A 20,121-nucleotide genomic window follows, 5' to 3' on the forward strand; every position below is an offset into this window, starting at 1 on the left:
CAGCTTCCTTATCGATTCGCGAATTGCCAGGCCATCTCGGCCATCGGGCGGGCGGCCTTGCCGTTTTCCAGCGCCTGCGCGCTCGAGGCGGTGCCGTCGACATAGCGTTTCATGATGCCCTGCATGATGCCGGCGAGGCGGAACATGTTATAGGCGAGATAAAAATTGAAGTCTTCCGGACGGATCGTCTTGCCGGTGCGTTTGCAGTAACGTGCGATATAGGCGTCCTGGTCCGGAATGCCGAGGCTTGCCAGGTCGAGCCCGGCGATCCCGCGGAATTTGCCCGGCGGGATGTGCCAGCTCATGCAGTGGTAGGAAAAGTCCGCCAGCGGATGGCCAAGGGTCGACAGTTCCCAGTCGAGCACGGCGAGGATGCGGGGCTCCGTCGGGTGGAAGATGATGTTATCGAGCCGGAAGTCGCCGTGCACGATCGACGTATCCTCGCCGGGCGGGATATTGTTGGGCAGCCACGCGATGAGGCGGTCCATGGCCTCGATCGGCTCGGTCTTCGAGGCCTGGTACTGTTTCGTCCAGCGTTCGATCTGGCGCGCGAAATAATTGCCGGGCTTGCCGTAATCGGCCAGCCCAATGGCAGCGTAATCGACCGTATGGAGCAGCGATATCACGCGATTGAGTTCGTCGTAGATGGCCCCGCGCTCGTCAGGCGTCATGCCGGGCAGCGATTGCTCCCACAGCACGCGGCCCTCGACGAATTCCATCAGGAAGAAAGCGCGGCCGATGACCGATTCGTCCAGGCAGAGCGCGATCTGGCGCGGCACCGGGAAACCGGCCCCATGCAGGGCGCTCATGACGCGGAATTCGCGGTCGATGGCGTGCGCCGAAGGCAGCAGCTTCGCCGCCGGGCCGGGCTTGGTGCGCAGCACATACTGGCGATCATTTGCCCCGCCACCCGCGCGCAGTTTAAACGTCGGGTTCGATTGCCCGCCCTTGAATTGCTCGACCTCGAGCGGGCCGCCTGGGTAGTCCGGCACATTGGCGCGCAGCCACTCAGCCAAAGCGCCGACATCGAAGCGCTGGCGTTCGGAAACCGGCTTGGTTCCCATCATCTCTTCATACACTGGCGTCTCCTCCATGTGTTCGTTGTCGAATGATTGTAGCCGATGAGCGAACGACCGTGCTTATTTCGACGCCCGGTTCAGCGCGACCGGCGGTACTGTTCGAATAACTGCTCCATGGTCGTGCTGCGCGCGCCAGGCTGGAGCGGGGAGGGCGGGACGTGGTTGACGAAGCGGACCACCCAGTCCTTGGCTTCGCTCCCGACGTCGAGCGCGTTGATGCAGCCGGCGGCTTGCGCCAGGCCGCCAAGGAACAGGCGCTGGCCGGTCAGTGCGAGCGACAGGATCGCGCAGTTGACGCCGCCATGCAGGACCAGGAGCAGCGTGTCCCAACTCTCATCGGCGCGCAGGCGGGCGATGGCGGGATGGACCCGGTCCATCAGCGCGCCGACCGACTCGCCGCCGAGGAAGCGCTGGTCAGGGTCGACCAGGCCCTCGAAGGCGCCGGTGAAGGCGCGTTTCAGTTCATCGGTGGGAATGCTGGACAGGCGTCCGCCGCGGATCTCGACCAGCTCCGGCCAGGCCTCCGGTTCGATCGCTTGCCCGCTCGCGGCCAGCACGCGGGCAGCCGTTTCGATGGTGCGCGGCAGCCCGGAGACGATCACGCGGTCGAAGCGCACGCCGGCGGCGGCAAAGGCCGCGCCGGCAGCATCGGCCTGCGCGCGGCCATCCTCGTTGAGCGGGACCTGCTCGGGCAGGAAGGGTTTGCCGGCGGCGTCGAAATAGGTGACGCTGCCGTGGCGCATCAGGTAAACGCGCCGGCGGGCGGTGGGTTGGGCGTGCATGTGCGTATCCGTGATCTTTACCGGTGTAGAGCCTTGTCTATCTTACACGGCCCCACTGCAGGGCGCGGCCTTTCAACCACAAAACCAATTCCACCCGTAAATATTGCCCGGTTCTGCCTTAAAATGATTTCCGATTTTCACGATCATTTGCAAAGGGTGTCATGGCAAGGCCAGAAAAAGTCCGACTCGGCGAAATCCTGGTGCAACAGAAGCTGTTGTCCGAGGAGCAGCTCAACCAGGCGCTGGCCGACCAGAAGCGCACCGGGCGCAAGCTGGGGCGGGTGTTCGTCGAAAACGGGTTCGTGACCGAAGAGCAGATTTCGGGTGCGCTGGCGCGACAGCTCAACATCCCCTACATCAACCTCAAGTTCTACAACATCAGCGACGCGCTGGTGCGCCTGCTGCCCGAGACCGCCGCGCGCCGCTTCCGGGCGCTGGTGCTGGAAGACCGGATCGAGACCCTGCTGGTGGGCGTGTCCGACCCGACCGACCTGTTCGCGTACGACGAGATCGCGCGCCTGCTGAAAAAGACCGTCGAGCTGGCCGTGGTCAACGAGACCGAGGTGCTGCACACGATCGACCGCATCTACCGCCGCACCGGCGAGATCACCGACTTCGCACGCGAGGTCGAGGCCGACGTCGGCGACGCCTTTGTCGACTTCGGCGCCATGGCGGCCAACCCCGGCCTGGAAGAGGCACCGGTCGTGAAGCTCCTGCAGTCGGTGTTCGACGATGCGACCCAGGTGCGCGCGTCCGACATCCACATCGAGCCGCAGGAAGGGCGCCTGCAGATCCGCTTCCGCATCGACGGCGTGCTGCACCTGCAGACCGAGGCCGACATCAAGATCGCCACGCCCCTGGCCCTGCGCCTGAAACTGATGGCCGACTTGGACATCTCGGAAAAGCGCCTGCCCCAGGACGGGCGCTTTGCGATGAAAGTGAAGAACCAGCGCATCGACGTGCGTATCTCGACCATGCCGACCCAGTTCGGCGAATCGGTCGTCATGCGACTGCTGAACCAGGCCGGCAATACGCTGCGCCTGGAATCGATCGGCATGCCGCGCAAGATGCTCGAGCGCTTCCGCGCCATCGTGCAGCGCCCGAACGGCCTGGTGCTGGTCACCGGCCCGACCGGCAGCGGAAAGACCACCACGCTCTACAGCGCGCTGGCCGAGCTGAATTCCGTAGAGAAAAAATTGATCACCGTCGAGGACCCGGTCGAATACCGGCTGCAGGGCATCAACCAGGTGCAGGTGAACGAGAAGATCGACCTGTCGTTTGCGCGCGTGCTGCGCTCGGCGCTGCGCCAGGACCCGGACATCGTGCTCGTCGGCGAAATGCGCGACCAGGAAACCGCCCAGATCGGCCTGCGCGCCGCCATGACCGGCCACCTGGTGCTGTCGACCCTGCACACAAACGACGCCGCCTCGACGCCGCTGCGCCTGATGGACATGGGCGTGCCGCGCTACATGGTCGGCGGCTCGCTGCAGGCCGTGCTGGCGCAGCGCCTGGTGCGGGTGATCTGCGAAAGCTGCTCGACCGCCTACCAGCCGACGCCGCCCGAGCAGGCCTGGCTGCGCGCGGAACTGGGCGATGTCGTCGAACAGGCGCAGTTCTTCCACGGGAAAGGCTGCTCGCACTGCAACGGCACCGGTTATCGCGGCCGGACCGGCGTCTACGAGCTGCTGGAAATGACGCGCGCCGTGACGGACGCGGCGAACCACCCGGATCCGTCCCATTTCCTGAAGGTCGCGCACGCGGAAATGCATGGCGAGACGCTGCGCCGCCATGGCGTCCAGCTTGCCGTGCAGGGCCGCACGACGATCGCCGAAGCGATGCGCATCAGTAATCAAACAGACGACTAATGCCATATTTTGCCTACAAGGGCCGCAATGCGCGCGGCGAACTGATGCAGGGTGTGCTCGAGGGGCTCGACGCCGGAGCGGTGGCCGACCAGCTGTTCGGCACCGGCGTCACGCCGGTCGAGATCGTCGCCACGCGCCGGACCAGCGCCAGTGCAGGTGCAAGCGGCGGCTTGGGCGAGACCTGGCGCCGCCTGCGCGAGAAGAAGGTCACGTCGATGGACGTGCAGCTCTTCAGCCGCCAGATGCACACGCTGCTGAAATCGGGCGTGCCGATCATGCGCGGCCTGGGCGGCCTGCAGGAGTCCGCCACCAGCCCGGCCTTTGCGCGCGTCATCAAGGACCTGCGCGAGTCGCTCGACTCGGGGCGCGAACTCTCGGCGGCGATGCGCCGCCACCCCGAATGCTTCAGTAATTTCTACCTGTCGATGGTGCGCGTCGGCGAAATGACGGGCCGCCTGGAAGAGGTGTTCCTGCGCCTGTTCGACCACCTCGAATTCGACCGCGACATGCGCGACCGCGTGAAAGCGGCGCTGCGCTACCCGAGCTTCGTGATGATCGCGATGGTCGCTGCGATGGTCATCGTGAACATGTTCGTCATCCCGCAGTTCGCCAAGGTGTTCGCCAGCCTGCACAGCGAGCTGCCGCTCATGACGCGCATCCTGCTGGCGAGCTCGCAGTTCACGCTGGCCTACTGGCCGCTGCTGGCGGCACTCGCCTTCGGCGGCATGCTGGCCTTCCGCTCCTGGACCGGCACGCCAAAAGGGCGCTACACCTGGGACCGGCGCAAGCTGCTGCTGCCGATCGCCGGCAAGATCCTCCACAAAGCGACGATGTCGCGCTTCGCGCGCAGCTTCGCCCTGTCGATGCGCAGCGGGGTGCCCGTGGTGCAGGTGCTGACGGTGGTGTCGCAGACCGCGGACAATGCCTATCTCGCCGCGCGCATCGAGCAGATGCGCGACGGGGTGGAACGCGGCGAGAGCATCCTGCGCACGTCCACCGCCGCCAACGTCTTCACGCCGATCGTGCTGCAGATGATCGCCGTCGGCGAGGAAACCGGCTCGCTCGACGATCTCATGGACGAGATCGCCCTGATGTACGAGCGCGAAGTCGATTACGAACTCAAGACCCTGTCGGCGCAGATCGAGCCGATCCTGATTACCTTCCTCGGCGTGCTGGTATTGGTCATGGCGCTTGGCATCTTCCTGCCGATCTGGGACCTGGGCCAGGCGGCCCTGCGCCGGTCATGAGACTTACCCGCCAATGCCTGGTGCGCCAGCGCGGCTTCACGCTGCTGGAACTTGCGGTGTCCGCTGGCGTGCTGGCGCTGCTGGGGGGAGTTTTGTTGGAAAAGCTTGTTTCGTATGCTGGGGAGTCCGAGCACGTTGCGGCGAAACAACTAGTTGGGTCGCTACGGACCGCCCTCGCAGTGCGTTCGGCCCGTGCCATTTCGACAAGCGGGAAGGGTGGTTTGTTGGCGCTTTCGCATGAAAACCCCATGGTTTGGTTAACTGAACCACCACAAAACTACCTGGGTGAGTACTACGCACCGAATGAAGCAGACCTCCCAGGCGGGAATTGGTATTTTGACCGGGCTAAATCAATGCTGGTGTACTTGCCTTCAGCCAAAAAAAGTTTTTCTTATGAGACATCGACATTGTTAAGGTTCAAGGTAGAATTGTTGCCCAGGGCCAAGCAAATCGATTCAGTTGCATGGAATGCGGTTACCGAAGGCCTAGAACTCAGCCAAGTCATTGACCAGTCGGTCGCAACATCCAACCAGGTGCCAATCAGGCATTAATCAAGCGGGTCATTTCCCGCAAGCAACGGAGAGAAAATGAACAAGAGCATGAAAATGAATTCCCAAGGCGGCTTCACCCTGATCGAACTGATCGTCGTGATCGTCATCCTGGGCATTCTCGCCGCGACCGCACTGCCACGCTTCACCAACCTGAGCGGCGACGCCCGCCTGGCCAGCCTGAACGCCGCCCGCGGCGCGCTGGTTGCCACCTCGGCCATGACTCACGGTCGTTTCATGATCAATCCGGTGACCCCGCAAAACGTCGAAGGCGCAGTTGTGACCATGGTAAACGGTTACCCGGGCGTCGACCCGATCGCCGCCGCTGCCGAAAACGTCGGCCTGATGCAAGCCGCCGGCCTGGCCGCCGACTACACCATCACCGCGGCAACTGCCACGACGATCACTGTCGTGCCGACCAACATCGTCGGTACCCCGACCGCGGCCACTTGCTTCCTGACCTACACCGAAGCGACCGGCACTGCGGCCGCCCCTGTTCCGCCGACCGTGGTCGTGACCGGCACTGCCAACACCTGCAACTAATTGCTCTCTCCGGGCTAACGTGGCTGGTGTGCATTTCCAACGGTTTATCGCACCCAGCCACCGCTGCGCCCGGCGCCGCTGCGTCCGCCACCATGGCTTCACCATTGTGGAACTGATCCTCGTGATCGTACTGGTCGGCATCGTCTCCGCCGTTGCCATGACCCGTTTCTTCGACCGCGCCACCTTCGACGCCGACACGGCCGCCGAACAGCTGCGCTCGGTCCTGCGTTACGCCCAGAAAACGGCGATCGCCCAGAACCGTCCCGTCTTCGTCCAGCTGGCCCCGAACCGCGTCGCCCTGTGCTTCGCCGCCGCGGAGCCATGCGCTCCCGCCAGCCAGGTGCAGGCCCCGGCCGGCGAAAACAGCGGCAGCGCCGCCACGCGCGAGGCCTGCGCCAACCGCAGCTGGATGTGCGAAGGGCGCCCTGCCGGCATCACCTTCAATGCCAGCACCGCCGTCATCGGCTTCGACGCGCTCGGCCAGCCGTTCAGCGTACCGGCCGCCGCCAGTTTCGGCGGCCTGAACGTGACCATCGCCGGCGGCGGCATCACCCGCAACCTCAGCGTCGCGCAGGAAACCGGCTATGTTTTCTGATCCGCTCCGACAGCCCTCGCGCCAGCGCGGGGTGACGCTGGTCGAGCTGATCATGTTCATTGTGATCGTCGCGGTCGCGCTAGCCGGCATCATCGGCGTCATGCGCATGACGACCGCCAACAGCGCCGACCCGCTGCGCCGCAAGCAGGCGCTGATGATCGCCGAAGGCCTGCTCGAGGAAGTGCGCTCGGCCGCCTTCACCATCTGCGACCCCAGTTCGCCGAATTCCGATACGGCGCTGGCGGCGGCCGATTGCGACATTCCCGAAGCCTGGGGCCAGGCAGCGCCCGAGCCCGCCAACCCGCGCCCCTTCGACAACGTCAACGACTACGTGCCGCGCGCGAATACGGACACGGCCGCCTTCGATACGGGCGGCGTGCTGACCAACGCGGCGGGAACGCCCTTCGGCGTCCAGGGCTACACCGCGCGCGTCAACATCGCGCCGGTGGAATTGTTCGGCGTCGGCGCTGCCGGTGCGGATGCCAATGCCGACGTGCTGCGCATCCGCGTCACGGTCGCCTTCGACGCCGGCCAAAGCGTCGTCCTTGATGGCTACCGCATGCGCTACGCGCGCCCGGGGTTCTGATGGCGCCGCGCAGCCGCCCGTCTGTCCATCGCGCCGTCCAGCGCGGCTTTACCCTGGTCGAAGCGATCATGGTGATCGTCATCCTCGGTATCCTGGGGGCGATCGTGGCCGTCTTCATCCAGGCGCCGGTGCAGGGCTATGCCGATACCGTCGCGCGCGCCGAGGCGACCGACGAAGCCGACCTAGCACTGCGCCGCATGGCGCGCGACATCCGGCTGGCGCTGCCCAACAGCGTGCGCCCTGTCGGCAACGGCACCGGGATCGAGTTCCTGCTGACGCGCACGGGCGGGCGCTACCTGTCCGACGAGGACGAAGTCGCGGACGGCGACGTGCTCTCGTTCGACAATCCGCTCGACCTGAGCTTCTCGGTCGTCGGCCGCCTGACCCAGCCGATCCTGCCGGGCGACTTCATCGCCGTCTTCAACATGGGGGTGGAGGGCGCCGACGCCTGGGCCAACCCGAGCCCGAACATGGCGCGCGTGGCCGCCGACGCCCCCCCGATCCCGGCCGGCACCCAGCATCCCGTGGTCAGGTTGGCAAGCAACCCGTTCGCGCGCGCCGAGCCCATGCCTTCGCCCGACCAGCGCTTCCAGGTCGTCACCGGCCCCGTCACTTACCAGTGCGAGGCGGACAACGGCGGCTTCGTGCTCCGCCGCTACTCGCATTATCCGATCAATGCGGTGGCGGCCCTGCGCCCGGCGAACGCGCGGGTGGCGACCCTGGCCGCGCGCGTGGCCGACTGCAACAACGTCTTCGATACGGCAAACGTGCAGGCCGGCCGCGCCGGACTGGTGATCCTGTCGCTCGCACTGCGCACCCGCAACGACCCGAACACGGTCGTGCGCCTCGTCCACCAGGTCCAGGTCGACAACACGCCATGACGCAGCGCCTTTCCCTTCATTGTCACCATCGCGCCGGCCAGGGCGGCGCCGGGCTGGTCACGGCCATTTTCCTGCTGGTGGTGCTGGCCGCTCTGGCGGTGGCGCTGGTGACGCTCACCGGCGCCCAGCGCCAGTCGGCGGCGCTCGACGAGCAGGGCGCGCGCGCCTACCAGGCCGCGCGCGCCGGCATTGAATGGGCACTCTTGCAGCGCTCGCTTGACCCGGCCAACTACTGCGCCGGCGACGCGCCGACCGTGCGCACCTTCGCCCTGCCGCAGGGAAGCCCGCTGGCGGACTTCGTGGTGACGGTGACCTGCACGCGGGTCGCCGGGCCGGCCTCGGCCAACCCGGCCGTCAACCTGGACCGCTGGAACCTGCGCGCCGCCGCCTGCACCTCGACGGTCGCGCTCGGCTGCCCGAACCCGACCAATGCCGCGGACTATGTCGCCCGCGCGATCGAGGTGCAGATATGATCGGTCCCGTCGTTCGCGCGTGCGCGGCCCTTGTCCTGTTCCTTGCGTTGCTGCCGGCCTGCGCGCCCGCGTTCGCGGACACCGAGCTTAGCCTCCACAAGACCGTCAGCGGCAGCGTCAACTTCACCGGCACGCAAGTGTCGCTGCGCAAGCACGGTAACGCCAAGGATGCCTGCGCGGTGAGCCCGCCGAAGGCGAACCAGCATGCCAGCCTGGTCGTGCCGCCCAACTCGACGGTCCTGTGGGCCCAGCTGTACTGGGCGGGCTCGGGCGCGCCCGACAATACCGTCAGCTTCGAGGGCAAGACCGTTACGGCCACGCGCAAGTACACCTCGAATACCGTGGGCAACGGCATGGCCTATTTCGGCGGCGCGGCCGACGTCACCGCGGCCGTCAAGGCAAGGATGAGCGGCACCTACAGTTTTTCGGGCCTGACGGTCTCGAACGGGCGGCCCTGGTGCGACTCGCAGGCGGTGCTGGGCGCTTTTGCGCTGCTGGTCGTGTACAGCAACCCGGCCGAGCCCGAGCGCGTCCTGAACCTGTACGAGGGTTTCCGCCACCTCCAGAACAGCTCGGTGACGCTGACGGCGTCGAATTTCCGCTGGCCGAAGCTGTGGAAGAGCAGGATCGAGCGCGCCCGCATCGGCCACATCACCTGGGAAGGCGACGCGAACCTGTTATCCGACGGCGAGCGCCTGATCTTCCAGGGCGACGAGGTGACCGACGACATGAACGCGGCGGGCAACCAGTTCAACTCGAAAAGCAACATCAACCGCGACAGCGCCTCGTATGGCGTCGACTTCGATGCCTATGACACCACCGTCGTCATCGGGTACGAAGACAAGCCGACCGTGACCACGACCTACCACACGGGCCAGGACCTGGTGCTGCTCAACGCCGAGATCCTGGTGCTGCCGACGATGCCGGTGTCGGACCTGTCGCTCGAGATGTCCCGCGGCGGCGTCATGGAAGTGGGGCAGAACACTGCCTATACGATCGTGGTGGCGAACCACGGCCCGTTCACCGAAGCCGGAGACGTGACGGTGGTCGACACGCTCCCGGCCGGAATGTCCTTCGTGTCCGGGAGCGGCACCAACTGGACCTGCGCCGCCAGCGGCCAGGTCGTCACCTGCAGCTACAAGGGGGCGCTGGCGCCGGGAACCAGCGCGCCGCCTTTGACCATCATGGCCAGCGTCAACCAGGCCGGCACGATGACCAATACCGCCCAGGTCACCGGCACGGCGGACCAGACGGCCACCAACAACAGCGACAGCGAGACGGCGACCGCCACGGCCAGCAGCGTCGGCAGTGCCGGCTATGCGTTCACGAGCGTCGCTTGTGTGCCGGGCAAGAAACTGGGCTCGAGCGACTGCCCCCGCTACACTGCGACAGTGACCGGCGCGGCGACCGCGAAAATCTATGTCACGGCCGTCAACGGCGACACCGCGGTGGCGCTCGACACGAAGAAGGAAACGGTCGTGTCGATGCAGTTCAGCCAGAGCTGCGTGAATCCGGCGGCAACGGCGCAAGTGAAGGCCCTCTACGCAGAAGCAACGCTGCCGGCGTGCACGGAAGGCGGCGCGGTGCCGGCGGCAGGGGCGACGGCGGCGTGGTCTGCGGCCGTGGGCATGAGATTCGCGGCCGACAGCGCATCGGCCGCGGTCGTGGGGGTGCAATCGAACTTCGTGTATGCGGACGTCGGCGTGGTCGGGCTCAACCTGCTGGCGAACGGCCGCGCCGCCTCGACCCAGTTCATTTCGCGGCCGGCGCAGCTCGGCATCAGGCGCATCACCAACCGGGCCGGCGTGGCCGCGCCCGAGAACCCGACGGTCAGCGGCCCGGGCCTCGCCAGGGCCGGCGAGGACGTGGTCGTGTTCGTCGGCGCGCTGCTGGACAACGGCAGCTACGCGCCGAACTTCGGCAACGAGAAAGTCGTGCCGGCGGTGGTGCTAGTCGCAAGCATTCCGGCCGACGTCAGGACACACATGCCGTCGGACGGCGTGTTGTCGGCGCCGCAGATCGTTTCCCATGGCCAGGGCGCCATCGGCCTGGGTGTCGCCTACAGCGAGGTCGGCATCATCAGCCTGCTGCCGTCGCTGACCGACTACCTGACCACGGGCAGGGTCGACGGGCAGGGCAAGAGCGCCGGCCGCTTCTACCCGGGGTATTTCAACACCGTGGCCGCGGCGCCGATGCCCTGCCTGGCCGCCATGGTCTGCCCGGAGGCGCCAAACAATGTGAGCGGCGCCGTGTATTCCGGCCAGCCGTTCAACGTGACCGTCACCGCGTTCAACATGCAGGGCGTAGAGCTGGATAATTACGTCGGCCCCTGGCGCAAACCCGTGACGCTCACTGCGGTGTCGGCCCCTGGCGGCGGCGCCGCGCCGCGCCTGCTGGCGAACGGCGCCCTCGGCCTCGACGGCGCCGGGGTCCCCCGTCTGGAGGGCACGCCGCACTACGCCTTCGATCCGGCCACCGCCTTCAGCGCCGACACCCCGGCCGCCAACAACTGGATCCGCCCCGCGGCCGTATATGTGCGCGCGACGGCTACCGAGGCCACGGTCGGGGGAGACCGGACCGTGACCTCGCGCCGGGTCGACGACATCTCGGCCGAGGACGGCGTCATGGTGCTGGGCGGCCGCCTGAACGTCGGCAGCGCGCAGGGCGTGGCCACCGCCCGCACGCCAATGCGGCTGCAGACGGAATACTGGACCGGGGCGGCCTGGGTCGCCCACAATGCCCTCGAGGATACCGCCGTCGAACCGGGGCAGGCGGCCTACAGCCGTTGCCTGCTCGGCCTGAGGCGCAGCGGCGCTGCCCTCAACGATCCGAACAATTGCAATCTCGATATTGTCGGGTCGGCCAGCACGGGGCCGATCAATCTGGTGCGCGGGGCTGGCATCTTCTGGTTCCGCGCTCCGGGTGCCGGCCGCAACGGCAGCGCCTGGGTCGAGATGCGCGGCCCGGGCTGGCTGCCAAGTACCCGCGGCCGGATCAGCTTCGGCGCGGCGCGCCGGCCGCTGATTTACGTGCGCGAAGCGTACTGAACTAACCGTTGCCGATCTTCATTAAATTTCCGCGAGCGGGGGGCGATTTTTTGCGCCGCCGCCTTGTACTTGAATATAATCAAGCCTTGATCGCCACACCTGCCGCCCCGACGGGATTCCGCCTGCATGCGTTTTTTTAGAAAAGCAAAGAAAAGAGAAGGCTGGCTCGCCATCGCGCTGCAACGGGACGGTCTCGCCGCCATCAGCATGCAGACCGCGCCCGACATCCGTCCCCAGGTTCGCCAGGCCGTTTTCTACCCGGGCAAGAACGCCGCCGAGCTGCTGGAAAAGGCGGGCCGCGACCTGCACGCGCATGCCTACCGCTCGATCACGGTGCTGTCGAACGGCGAATACCAGATCCTCTCGGTCGATGCGCCGAATGTCGCCGCCGACGAACTGAAGACGGCCGTGCGCTGGCGCCTGAAGGACATGCTCGACTTCCACGTGGACGACGCCACCATCGACGTGCTCGACCTGCCGGTCGACCCGCAGGCCGCCGTGCGCGCCCAGCATTCGATGTTCGCCATCGCCGCGCGCAACAGCGTCATCGAGGCGCGCCAGAAGCTGTTCACGGCGGCCAAGGTTGAGCTGGCGGTGATCGACATCCCCGAGGTCGCGCAACGTAATATTTCTGCCCTGGTCGAGCCGCCGGGGCGGGGCGTGGCGATGCTCTCCTTTGGCGACGAGGGCGGCTTGCTGACCGTGTCCTACCGGGGCGAGCTGTACCTGGCGCGGCGCATCGACCTCGCGCTCGAACAACTGCTCGATGAAGACCTGGAACGGCGCCATGCCGCGTTCGACCGTATCACGCTCGAACTGCAGCGCTCGCTCGACAACTTCGAGCGCCAGTACTCGTTCATCAGCGTGGCCAAGCTGGTGCTGGCGCCATCAAGCGTGAAGGGCCTCGACGACTACCTGTCGAGCAACCTGTACACGCCGGTCGACACGCTCGACCTGGCGACGCTGTTCGACTTCGAACGCGCGCCCGAGTTGCTCGATCCGTTGGCCCAGCAGCGTTTCCTGGTGCCGCTGGGGGCGGCCTTGCGCCACGAGGAGACGGCGCTGTGAGCCAGCAGATCAACCTGTTCAACCCGGTCTTCCTGCAGCAAAAAAAGATCTTTTCGGCGCGCACGATGGCGACGGCGCTGGCCATGCTCGTGCTGGGCGTGGCCGCGCTCCAGCTCTACGGCAGCAGCCGGGTGGCGGCCATGCAAAGCCAGGCCGAGGCCGGCGCTGCCCAGCTGAAGAAAACCGAGGCGCGCCTGGCATTGGCGAAGGCCGAATTCGTCCCTCGCGTAAAGAATCCGGCCGTTGAGGCCGAACTGGCCGAGGCCCAGCGCCAGCTGGCCGCGCTGCGCCATGTGTCGGGCGTGCTCGAGCGCAGGGAACTGGGCAATACCCAGGGCCATGCCGAAACCTTCCGCGCCCTGGCGCGCCAGCACGTGGACGGCCTGTGGCTGACCGGCGTGGATATTGGTAGCAGCGGCAGCGAGATCGGCGTGCGCGGCCGGGCGCTGGACGCCGGGCAGGTGCCCGGTTACCTGAACCGCCTGACGCGCGAGCCGGTCATGCAGGGCAAGGCCTTCGGCAGCATGCAGATCGTCGGCGCGGCACCGGCGGTGGCTGTGGCCGGGGGGGCAAGTGCGGCGCCCGCGTACGTCGAGTTCAGCCTGTCATCCACGGCGGAGGCCCCCAAGCCATGAAAGACGCATTCATCCGGCTGGCTGCCCGCATCGACGCGCTGAGCCTGCGCGAACGTGTGCTGGTGTTCGGCGCGGTCGCCGCCGGCGTCGTGTTCCTGGCCTTTTTCTTCGGGCTCAAGCCCATGTTCGCGAAGCAGGAGGCCTTGCGGCGCCAGATCGTGCAGCAACAGAACCACATCGAAGGCATCGACAGCGAGGTGCGCGTCACGGTCGAGGCTTCCCAGGTCGACCCGGATGCCCCTGCGCGCGAGAAGCTGGCCGCCGTGCGCGCCCAGACCGAGGCGCTCGCGGGCAGCCTGCGCGCGATGCAGAACGGCCTGGTGGCGCCGGAGCGCATGGCGCCGCTGGTCGACGCCATCCTGCGCGCCAATGGCCGCTTGCAGCTGGTCTCGATGCGCACCCTGGCGGCCGAGCCGATCGTTGCCGCCCAGCCGTCCGTGCCGGCGGCCGCGGGGGCAGCGGTGACGCCGGCGCCTGCGCCAGCCGAGGCCTTGCTGTATCGCCATGGCGTCGAAGTCACGGTGCGCGGCAATTACCTGGACATGATCGGCACCATGGCGGCGCTCGAATCGATGCCGACGCAATTGTTCTGGGGCCGCGCCCGGCTCGAGGCGGAAACCTGGCCGTCCTCGCGCCTGACGCTGAACCTGTACACCCTGAGCCTGGATGCGAAATGGATGAAACTGTGAAGCCGGGCCTGTCCGCCTCCGTCCTGCTGATTGGCGGTGCCGTTGCGGCTGCCTGCGCGTCCGCCCAGCCGCTGCAGGACCCGACGCGGCCGCCGGCGAGCGTGCTGGCGCGCCAGCCGGGCGCGGGCGGAACTGCAGGCCTGGCAGCGGCGGCGCCGGAAAAACGCGCGCCGCGCCTGCAGTCAGTGCTGATCGCGCGCCAGCCGGGGGGACGCCACATTGCCGTCGTCGACGGCGAGACGCTGCGCCTCGGCGAGCTCTACAAGGGCGCGCGGGTGACGCGCATCGAACAGAACGCAGTGGAACTCACGCGCGGACGCGCGCGCCAGGTACTGACCCTGCATGCTCCTGCAACGCCAGGCGCCTCTGGAATTGAACGGGTACGAAACGAATGAGGCATATGACAACCCTGCGACCACTCTCCCTTCTTGCGCTCGCCTGTGCCTGCGCGCAGCTGGCCGGCTGCCAGAGCACGCCGCCGCACGCCACCTACGACGCGATCAAGCGCGAGGTGGCCACGGCCAGCGCCGCCAGCCGCGGCGCACCGGCCAGCGAGGATGCGGTGGCCAACGCGCTGCTGCCCCCAAGCGCCAGCCTGGCGCGCGAGCTGCCGAAGGCGCGGCCTGCGCTCGAGGAGCGCTTCAACGTCTCGTTCAACAACGTGCCGGCCCAGCAGTTCTTCCGTTCGATCGTCGCCGGTACCCGCTACAACATGCTGGTGCATCCCGAAGTGAGCGGCAGCATCAGCGCCAACCTGAAGGACGTGACGCTGCTCGAGACCCTGGACGCCGTGCGCGAGATGTATGGCTACGACTACAAAATCGACGGCACCCGGATCACGATCCGCCCGCTGACGATGCAGACGCGCATGTTCCACGTGAACTACCTGGTCGGCAGCCGGCGCGGCTCCTCGAACCTGCGCGTGACCTCGACCTCGGTGGCGAATGCCGGCGCCAACAATACCGGCAACCAGGGCCAGCAGAATGGCCAGCAGAACCAGAACACGCCGAACAACGGCAACAACGGCAACAACGGCAACAACGGCAACAACGGCAACAACGGCAACGGCATGGGGACCCAGGCCGACAGCACCGACGTCAACACGATGTCGACCAACGACTTCTGGGTCGACCTGAAAGCGTCCATCGAGGCCATCGTCGGTTCGAAAGCGGGCGGGCGCAGCGTGGTCCTGAGCCCACAGTCCGGCGTGCTGGTGATCCGCGCCATGCCCGACGAGCTGCGCAATGTCGACATGTACCTGAAGGCGACCCAGCTTTCGGTCGACCGCCAGGTGATCCTGGAAGCGAAGATCCTCGAAGTCGAGCTGAACGACCAGTTCCAGAGCGGCATCAACTGGGCCAGCTTCTCGTCGATCGGCAATTCGAACAACAACCGCGTCGCGACCGGCGTTATTTCGCCCGGCGCCAGCCTGCAGCCGCTGCCCTTTGCCGGCGGCCAGCCGCCAGTCATCAACAATGGACAGGGCCTGGCCGCGAGTACCGGCTTTTCGCTGTCGAATGCGGCCAACGCGGCCGGCGCCCTGTTCGGCTTTGCCTTCCAGACGAATAATTTCGCGGCGCTCATTTCGCTGCTCGAGCAGCAGGGCAGCGTCCACGTGCTGTCGAGCCCGCGCATCGCCGCCGTCAACAACCAGAAGGCCGTGCTGAAGATCGGCACCGACGAGTTCTTCGTCACCGGCGTGACTACCACCACCAGTTCCAGCGCCGCGGGCAATGTCGTCACGCCAAGCGTGACGCTGCAGCCTTTCTTCTCGGGCGTGGTGCTCGATGTGACGCCGCAGATCGACGAGAAGGGCAACATCCTGCTGCACGTGCACCCCTCGGTCAGCCAGGTCACGACCATCATCAAGGGCGTCGACCTCGGTTCGGCCGGTTCGCTGACGCTGCCGCTGGCGGCATCGTCGACCTCGGAACTGGACAGCATCGTGCGTGGGCGCGACGGCCAGGTGGTGGCGATCGGCGGCCTGATGCGCCAGGCGTCGACCGACGACACCAGCCAGCTGCCGGGCGCGGGCCGGGTGCCGGTGCTGGGCGCGCTGTTTCGCAACAAGAACAAGGTCAACCAGAAGCGCGAGCTGGTGGTGCTGATCAAGCCGACCATCGTCGACAGCACGAACAACTGGAGCCAGGACCTGCTGGACGCGACGCGCCGCATCGAGGGGCTGGACCCGCGCACCCTGGAGCGCAAGTAATGTACGCGGAGCACTTCGGCCTGCGCGAACTGCCGTTCGGCATCACGCCGGACACGAGTTTCTTTTTCGGCAGTCCGCGCTCGCAGGAAGCGCTCAACACGCTGCTGGTCGCCGCGCGCAGCGGCGAAGGCTTCATCAAGATCACGGGCGAGGTCGGCACCGGCAAGACCCTGCTGTGCCGCAAGTTCATGGCAACCCTGGGCGACGGTTTCGTGACGGCCTATATCCCGAACCCCTTCCTCGAGCCGCGCACGCTGATGCTGGCACTGGCCGACGAACTGGAGGCGCCCCTGGAGCGCGACGTCGACCAGCACCAGTTGCTCAAATCGATCACGCACCGGCTGCTCGAGCTCGCGGGCCAGGACAAGCGCGTGCTGCTCTGCCTGGACGAAGCCCAGGCCATGCCCGTCGAGAGCCTGGAAGCCCTGCGCCTGCTCACCAACCTGGAGACGGAAAAGCGCAAGCTGCTGCAGATCGTGCTGTTCGGCCAGCCCGAACTGAACCGTAAACTGGAGCTCGACTCGATCCGCCAGCTCGCCCAGCGCATCACCTTCCACTACCACCTCGGTCCCCTCAGCCGCGACGACCTGGATTACTATGTGGCGCACCGCCTGCGCGTGGCGGGCTTTACGGGCGCGCGCCTGTTTTCGAGCGGCGCGATCCGGCGCCTGTACGGCGCCAGCGGCGGCATACCGCGCCTGGTCAACATCCTCGCGCATAAAGCGATGATGCTGTGCTACGGCGAAGGCAGGCAGCTGGTCGGCAGCCACCACGTGGGCGCGGCCGCGCGCGACACGATGGCGGTCAAGCCGCAGGTCCTGCCCTGGCTGGCCGGCACACTGGCGGCGCTGGCGGCCACAGGGGCCGGACTTGCGTGGACCTTTGTACGATGAGCCTGATTAATAAAATGCTGCAGGACCTCGACGCGCGCGGTAATGCGCGTGCCGGGGGCGTGCCCCCGGCAGTCAAGCCGGTGGCACGCCCGGCCGAGGGAGTGGGGCGCCTGCCGCTGCGCCGCATCGCCGCCGTCACGGCGGCGGCGCTGCTGGCCGTGGCCCTGGGTGTCGTCGTCTGGCTCGTCATTCCGAGCAAGGGCAAGACCTACGATCCCAGGCCTGTTGTAACGGTGGCGCCCGCTGCGGCGCCCGCGGCGCCCGAGCCGGCGCCCGTCACCGTTGCCGAGGTCGCGCCACCCGCAGCGCCCGTGGCTGTGGCTGAGGAAGAGGCGCCAGTGCCTGCGAGTCCTGCGCCCCGCGCCGCGCCGGCGCCTGTCGAGAAACCAGCATCCGTCAGCAGGCAGCCCGCGCAAGCGCCGGCAATGCGGCCCGCGCCCGCGCCGGCCTCCGAGACATCCTGGGCCGTCGCCAGCGAGCGGGCCCGGGCCGAGGAAGCGCGGCTGGTCAAGCGCTGGCGCGCCGAGGAAGCGCGCATCGCGGCCTTGCCTGCCGGCGAGCGCGCCGGCGCCGAACAACGCCTGCGCGAACAGCAGGCGCGGGAGGCAGCACGGACGCAAGCGGATGCCGCCTGGGTGGCGGCCTTGAAACGCAAGGAAAGCGCCGCCGGCGCCGCGCCCGAGGATGCGCCGGCTGCCAGGGCGCAAGGCCGCGTCGAAACCACGTCACAGAGCGCGGAAAACAGCTACCGCCGGGCGCTGGGGTACTTGCAGGACGGCCGCGTGAACGAGGCGATCGCCGGCCTGCACGAAACGCTGCGCGCGCACCCGCATCACGAGGCGGCGCGCCAGACCCTGGTTGGTTTGCTGATCGAAAGTAAGCGCGGCGACGAAGCCATGGTCCAGCTGCAGCAGGCGCTGGCCCTGGATGCGCGCCAGCCAGCGCTGGCGATGCTGCTGGCACGCCTGCAGATCGAGCGCGGCAAGAGCGGCATCGACACGCTGCTGCGTACCTTGCCGTATGCCTCGGGCAACGGCGACTATCACGCCTTCCTGGCCGGCGCGCTGCAGCGCCAGGCGCGTTACGGCGAGGCGGTGGAACACTACCAGACCGCGCTGCGCAGCGCGCCCGGCAATGCCGTCTGGTGGATGGGACTCGGAATTGCTTTGCAGGCGGACAAGCGCAACGCCGAGGCGCTCGGCGCCTTCCGCCAGGCCAAGGCGCTCGGCAGCCTCTCGGGCGAGCTGCAAGCCTTTGTCGATCGCAAGCTGCAGCAACTCGCGCGCTAGCAGGCTCTACAACTTCGCCTTACAGCTTATTGAGGCGTTCCAGCGCCAGCGCCAGCGTCTCGTCGCCCTTGGCGAAGCAGAAGCGCACGATACGGGATTCCTTGCCGCCGCTGTAGAAGGCCGAGACGGGAATCGCCGCAACCTTCAATTCCGTCGTCAGCCAGGCTGCGAACTGCGCTTCCGGCATGTCCGAAATCTCCTCGTAACCGACGCACTGGAAATAGGTGCCGTCCGCCGGGAGCAGGCGCAGGCGCGTGCCTGCGAGCCCGGCGCGGAACAGGTCGCGCTTCCTCTGGTAAAAGGCCGGCAAGTCGAGGTAGGGGGCGGGGTCTTCCATGTAACGCGCGATGCCGTGCTGCATCGGCGTGTTCACGGTGAAGACGTTGTACTGGTGCACCTTGCGGAACTCGGCGCTCAAGGGGGCCGGGGCGGCGACGTAGCCGACCTTCCAGCCCGTCACATGATAGGTCTTGCCGAAGCTCGAGACGACGAATGCCCGGTCGACCAGTTGCGGATGGCTCGACACCGACGCGTGCCGCTCGCCGTCGTACACCATGTGCTCGTAGACCTCGTCCGACAGGACCAGGATGTCGGTGCCGTCGACGATGGCCGCAAGCTGGTCCAGGTCGGCGCGGCGCAGGATCGAGCCGGTCGGATTGTGTGGCGAGTTGATGACGATCAGGCGCGTGCGCGCCGTCACCGCGGCGGCGACCTGTTGCCAGGGCACGCTGTAGCCGTTTTCCCCCATTTCCATCGAGACCGGCACCATGACCCCGCCGGCCAGCGCAATGGCCGGCGTATAGCTGTCGTAGGCTGGTTCGATGACGATGGCTTCCTCGCCCGGATGCACGCAGCACAGGATGGCGGTGGTGAGCGCCTGGGTGGCACCGGCGGTGACGGTAATTTCGGAGGCGGCGTCGTAGCTGTGGCCGTAGAGCTTGCCGATCTTGGCGGCGACGGCCTCGCGCAGTGCCGGCACGCCCGTCATCGGGGGATACTGGTTGTGGCCGGCGCGCATGGCGTCGTTGACGTAGTCGAGCAGGCGCGGGTCGCAGCCGAAGTCGGGAAAGCCCTGACCGAGGTTGACGGCGCCATGTTGGCTTGCCAGCGCAGACATGGTGGTGAAGACAGTGGTCCCGACGGCGGGCAGGCGCGATGGCAGGGCAGGGCTGGTCATGGTGCGGCGGGCTTGGGTAAGTAAAGGGTTGGTGACCCCTTATTCTATCGCGGCCGCCAGATGTGCCTTGACCCAGGCCTCGGGCAGCATGATGCGGAACAGGCCGGCTTGAAGCGTCTTGCGACCGAGCTTGAGCAAGGCCTTGTCCTTGGTGATGAGGACGCCGGCGCCGGCGTCGCGCGCGAGCTCGAGGAATTTCTGGTCGTCGCGGTCGCTGCAGACGGGCAGGCGGATCGGGCGGGTGTCGGGCGCAACGACCCGGACCAGGGCGTCGAAGCGCTGCGCCGCGACCAGGCGGCGCTCGTCGTCGAGCGGCAGGTGCGGGTAGTGCAGCACCGCCAGGTATTCGTCGCGGCAGTCGGCGCGGGTGACGGCCTGCACTTCGGCGCGCTCGAGCGCCTGCAATAAGGCGTCCCAGCGCGGGTCGTGGAAAACGAACAGGTCGAGGCAGACGTTGGTATCGACGACGATGGATTGCACAGAAGCAGGTATCATAGAGGAAATTTTATTTG

General features: G+C 67.0%; 20 protein-coding genes. 16 read left to right on the forward strand and 4 right to left on the reverse strand.

Features of this window, described 5'->3' with window-relative positions:
• Positions 1-8: 8 nt before the first annotated feature.
• Together ACFPN5_RS12415 and ACFPN5_RS12420 are read right to left on the reverse strand one after the other, a co-directional pair.
• Positions 9-1,094: a phosphotransferase gene (locus ACFPN5_RS12415; protein WP_379783626.1), complete on the reverse strand. Its 1,086-nt coding sequence runs from the start codon at positions 1,092-1,094 to the stop codon at positions 9-11.
• A gap of 62 nt (positions 1,095-1,156) precedes the next feature.
• Complete coding sequence (locus ACFPN5_RS12420; RefSeq protein WP_379783628.1) at positions 1,157-1,861, reverse strand: histidine phosphatase family protein; 705 nt, start codon at positions 1,859-1,861, stop codon at positions 1,157-1,159.
• A gap of 161 nt (positions 1,862-2,022) precedes the next feature.
• Here ACFPN5_RS12420 and ACFPN5_RS12425 point away from each other — a divergent pair, with 161 nt between their 5' ends.
• From ACFPN5_RS12425 to ACFPN5_RS12500, 16 genes are all read left to right on the forward strand, one after another.
• Positions 2,023-3,726, forward strand: a complete 1,704-nt coding sequence (locus tag ACFPN5_RS12425; RefSeq protein ID WP_379783630.1) for a GspE/PulE family protein — start codon at positions 2,023-2,025, stop codon at positions 3,724-3,726.
• On the forward strand, positions 3,726-4,973 hold the full coding sequence (locus ACFPN5_RS12430) for a type II secretion system F family protein (protein WP_379783632.1): 1,248 nt from the start codon (positions 3,726-3,728) through the stop codon (positions 4,971-4,973). Before ACFPN5_RS12425 ends, ACFPN5_RS12430 begins: the two co-directional genes overlap by 1 nt.
• Positions 4,970-5,524, forward strand: a complete 555-nt coding sequence (locus ACFPN5_RS12435; RefSeq protein ID WP_379783634.1) for a prepilin-type N-terminal cleavage/methylation domain-containing protein — start codon at positions 4,970-4,972, stop codon at positions 5,522-5,524. The genes ACFPN5_RS12430 and ACFPN5_RS12435 overlap by 4 nt, the downstream gene beginning before the upstream one ends.
• Positions 5,525-5,572: 48 nt before the next feature.
• Entirely contained in the window at positions 5,573-6,064 is a 492-nt protein-coding gene (locus ACFPN5_RS12440) for a type II secretion system protein (RefSeq protein WP_379783636.1), read from the forward strand.
• Between the two features lie 28 nt (positions 6,065-6,092).
• Positions 6,093-6,659, forward strand: coding sequence for a Tfp pilus assembly protein FimT/FimU (locus tag ACFPN5_RS12445; protein ID WP_379783638.1), 567 nt, complete (start codon positions 6,093-6,095; stop codon positions 6,657-6,659).
• Entirely contained in the window at positions 6,649-7,245 is a 597-nt protein-coding gene (locus ACFPN5_RS12450) for a prepilin-type N-terminal cleavage/methylation domain-containing protein (protein WP_379783640.1), read from the forward strand. Before ACFPN5_RS12445 ends, ACFPN5_RS12450 begins: the two co-directional genes overlap by 11 nt.
• Positions 7,245-8,126 carry a type II secretion system protein gene (locus ACFPN5_RS12455; protein ID WP_379783642.1) on the forward strand — a complete coding sequence of 294 codons (882 nt, stop codon included), beginning with the start codon at positions 7,245-7,247 and terminating at the stop codon, positions 8,124-8,126. The genes ACFPN5_RS12450 and ACFPN5_RS12455 overlap by 1 nt, the downstream gene beginning before the upstream one ends.
• A complete protein-coding gene (locus ACFPN5_RS12460; RefSeq protein WP_379783644.1) occupies positions 8,123-8,599 on the forward strand; it encodes an agglutinin biogenesis protein MshP in 477 nt (158 codons plus the stop codon). The genes ACFPN5_RS12455 and ACFPN5_RS12460 overlap by 4 nt, the downstream gene beginning before the upstream one ends.
• Positions 8,596-11,646, forward strand: a complete 3,051-nt coding sequence (locus ACFPN5_RS12465) for a DUF6701 domain-containing protein (RefSeq protein ID WP_379783646.1) — start codon at positions 8,596-8,598, stop codon at positions 11,644-11,646. Before ACFPN5_RS12460 ends, ACFPN5_RS12465 begins: the two co-directional genes overlap by 4 nt.
• Before the next feature lie 126 nt (positions 11,647-11,772).
• Positions 11,773-12,714, forward strand: a complete 942-nt coding sequence (gene pilM / locus ACFPN5_RS12470) for a type IV pilus biogenesis protein PilM (RefSeq protein WP_379783648.1) — start codon at positions 11,773-11,775, stop codon at positions 12,712-12,714.
• Entirely contained in the window at positions 12,711-13,349 is a 639-nt protein-coding gene (locus ACFPN5_RS12475; RefSeq protein ID WP_379783650.1) for a hypothetical protein, read from the forward strand. The genes pilM and ACFPN5_RS12475 overlap by 4 nt, the downstream gene beginning before the upstream one ends.
• A complete protein-coding gene (locus ACFPN5_RS12480; RefSeq protein ID WP_379783652.1) occupies positions 13,346-14,038 on the forward strand; it encodes a hypothetical protein in 693 nt (230 codons plus the stop codon). Before ACFPN5_RS12475 ends, ACFPN5_RS12480 begins: the two co-directional genes overlap by 4 nt.
• Positions 14,023-14,433 carry a hypothetical protein gene (locus ACFPN5_RS12485; protein ID WP_379783654.1) on the forward strand — a complete coding sequence of 137 codons (411 nt, stop codon included), beginning with the start codon at positions 14,023-14,025 and terminating at the stop codon, positions 14,431-14,433. The genes ACFPN5_RS12480 and ACFPN5_RS12485 overlap by 16 nt, the downstream gene beginning before the upstream one ends.
• Before the next feature lie 5 nt (positions 14,434-14,438).
• Positions 14,439-16,250: a pilus (MSHA type) biogenesis protein MshL gene (mshL, locus tag ACFPN5_RS12490; protein WP_379783656.1), complete on the forward strand. Its 1,812-nt coding sequence runs from the start codon at positions 14,439-14,441 to the stop codon at positions 16,248-16,250.
• Positions 16,250-17,143 (forward strand): ExeA family protein, encoded by an 894-nt coding sequence (locus ACFPN5_RS12495; protein WP_379783658.1) that lies wholly within the window; start codon positions 16,250-16,252, stop codon positions 17,141-17,143. The genes mshL and ACFPN5_RS12495 overlap by 1 nt, the downstream gene beginning before the upstream one ends.
• Complete coding sequence (locus tag ACFPN5_RS12500; protein WP_379783660.1) at positions 17,140-18,432, forward strand: tetratricopeptide repeat protein; 1,293 nt, start codon at positions 17,140-17,142, stop codon at positions 18,430-18,432. Before ACFPN5_RS12495 ends, ACFPN5_RS12500 begins: the two co-directional genes overlap by 4 nt.
• A gap of 19 nt (positions 18,433-18,451) precedes the next feature.
• Here ACFPN5_RS12500 and ACFPN5_RS12505 read toward each other — a convergent pair whose 3' ends face one another.
• Positions 18,452-19,609, reverse strand: a complete 1,158-nt coding sequence (locus ACFPN5_RS12505; RefSeq protein WP_379783662.1) for a pyridoxal phosphate-dependent aminotransferase — start codon at positions 19,607-19,609, stop codon at positions 18,452-18,454.
• 39 nt (positions 19,610-19,648) lie between these two features.
• The gene (locus tag ACFPN5_RS12510; RefSeq protein WP_379783664.1) at positions 19,649-20,104 is read right to left on the reverse strand and encodes a putative toxin-antitoxin system toxin component, PIN family; all 456 of its coding nucleotides are present in this window, start codon (positions 20,102-20,104) and stop codon (positions 19,649-19,651) included.
• Positions 20,105-20,121 lie beyond the last annotated feature (17 nt).

Source organism: Massilia niabensis, from assembly GCF_042655085.1.
Taxonomy (GTDB): Bacteria; Pseudomonadota; Gammaproteobacteria; order Burkholderiales; family Burkholderiaceae_D; genus Telluria; species Telluria niabensis.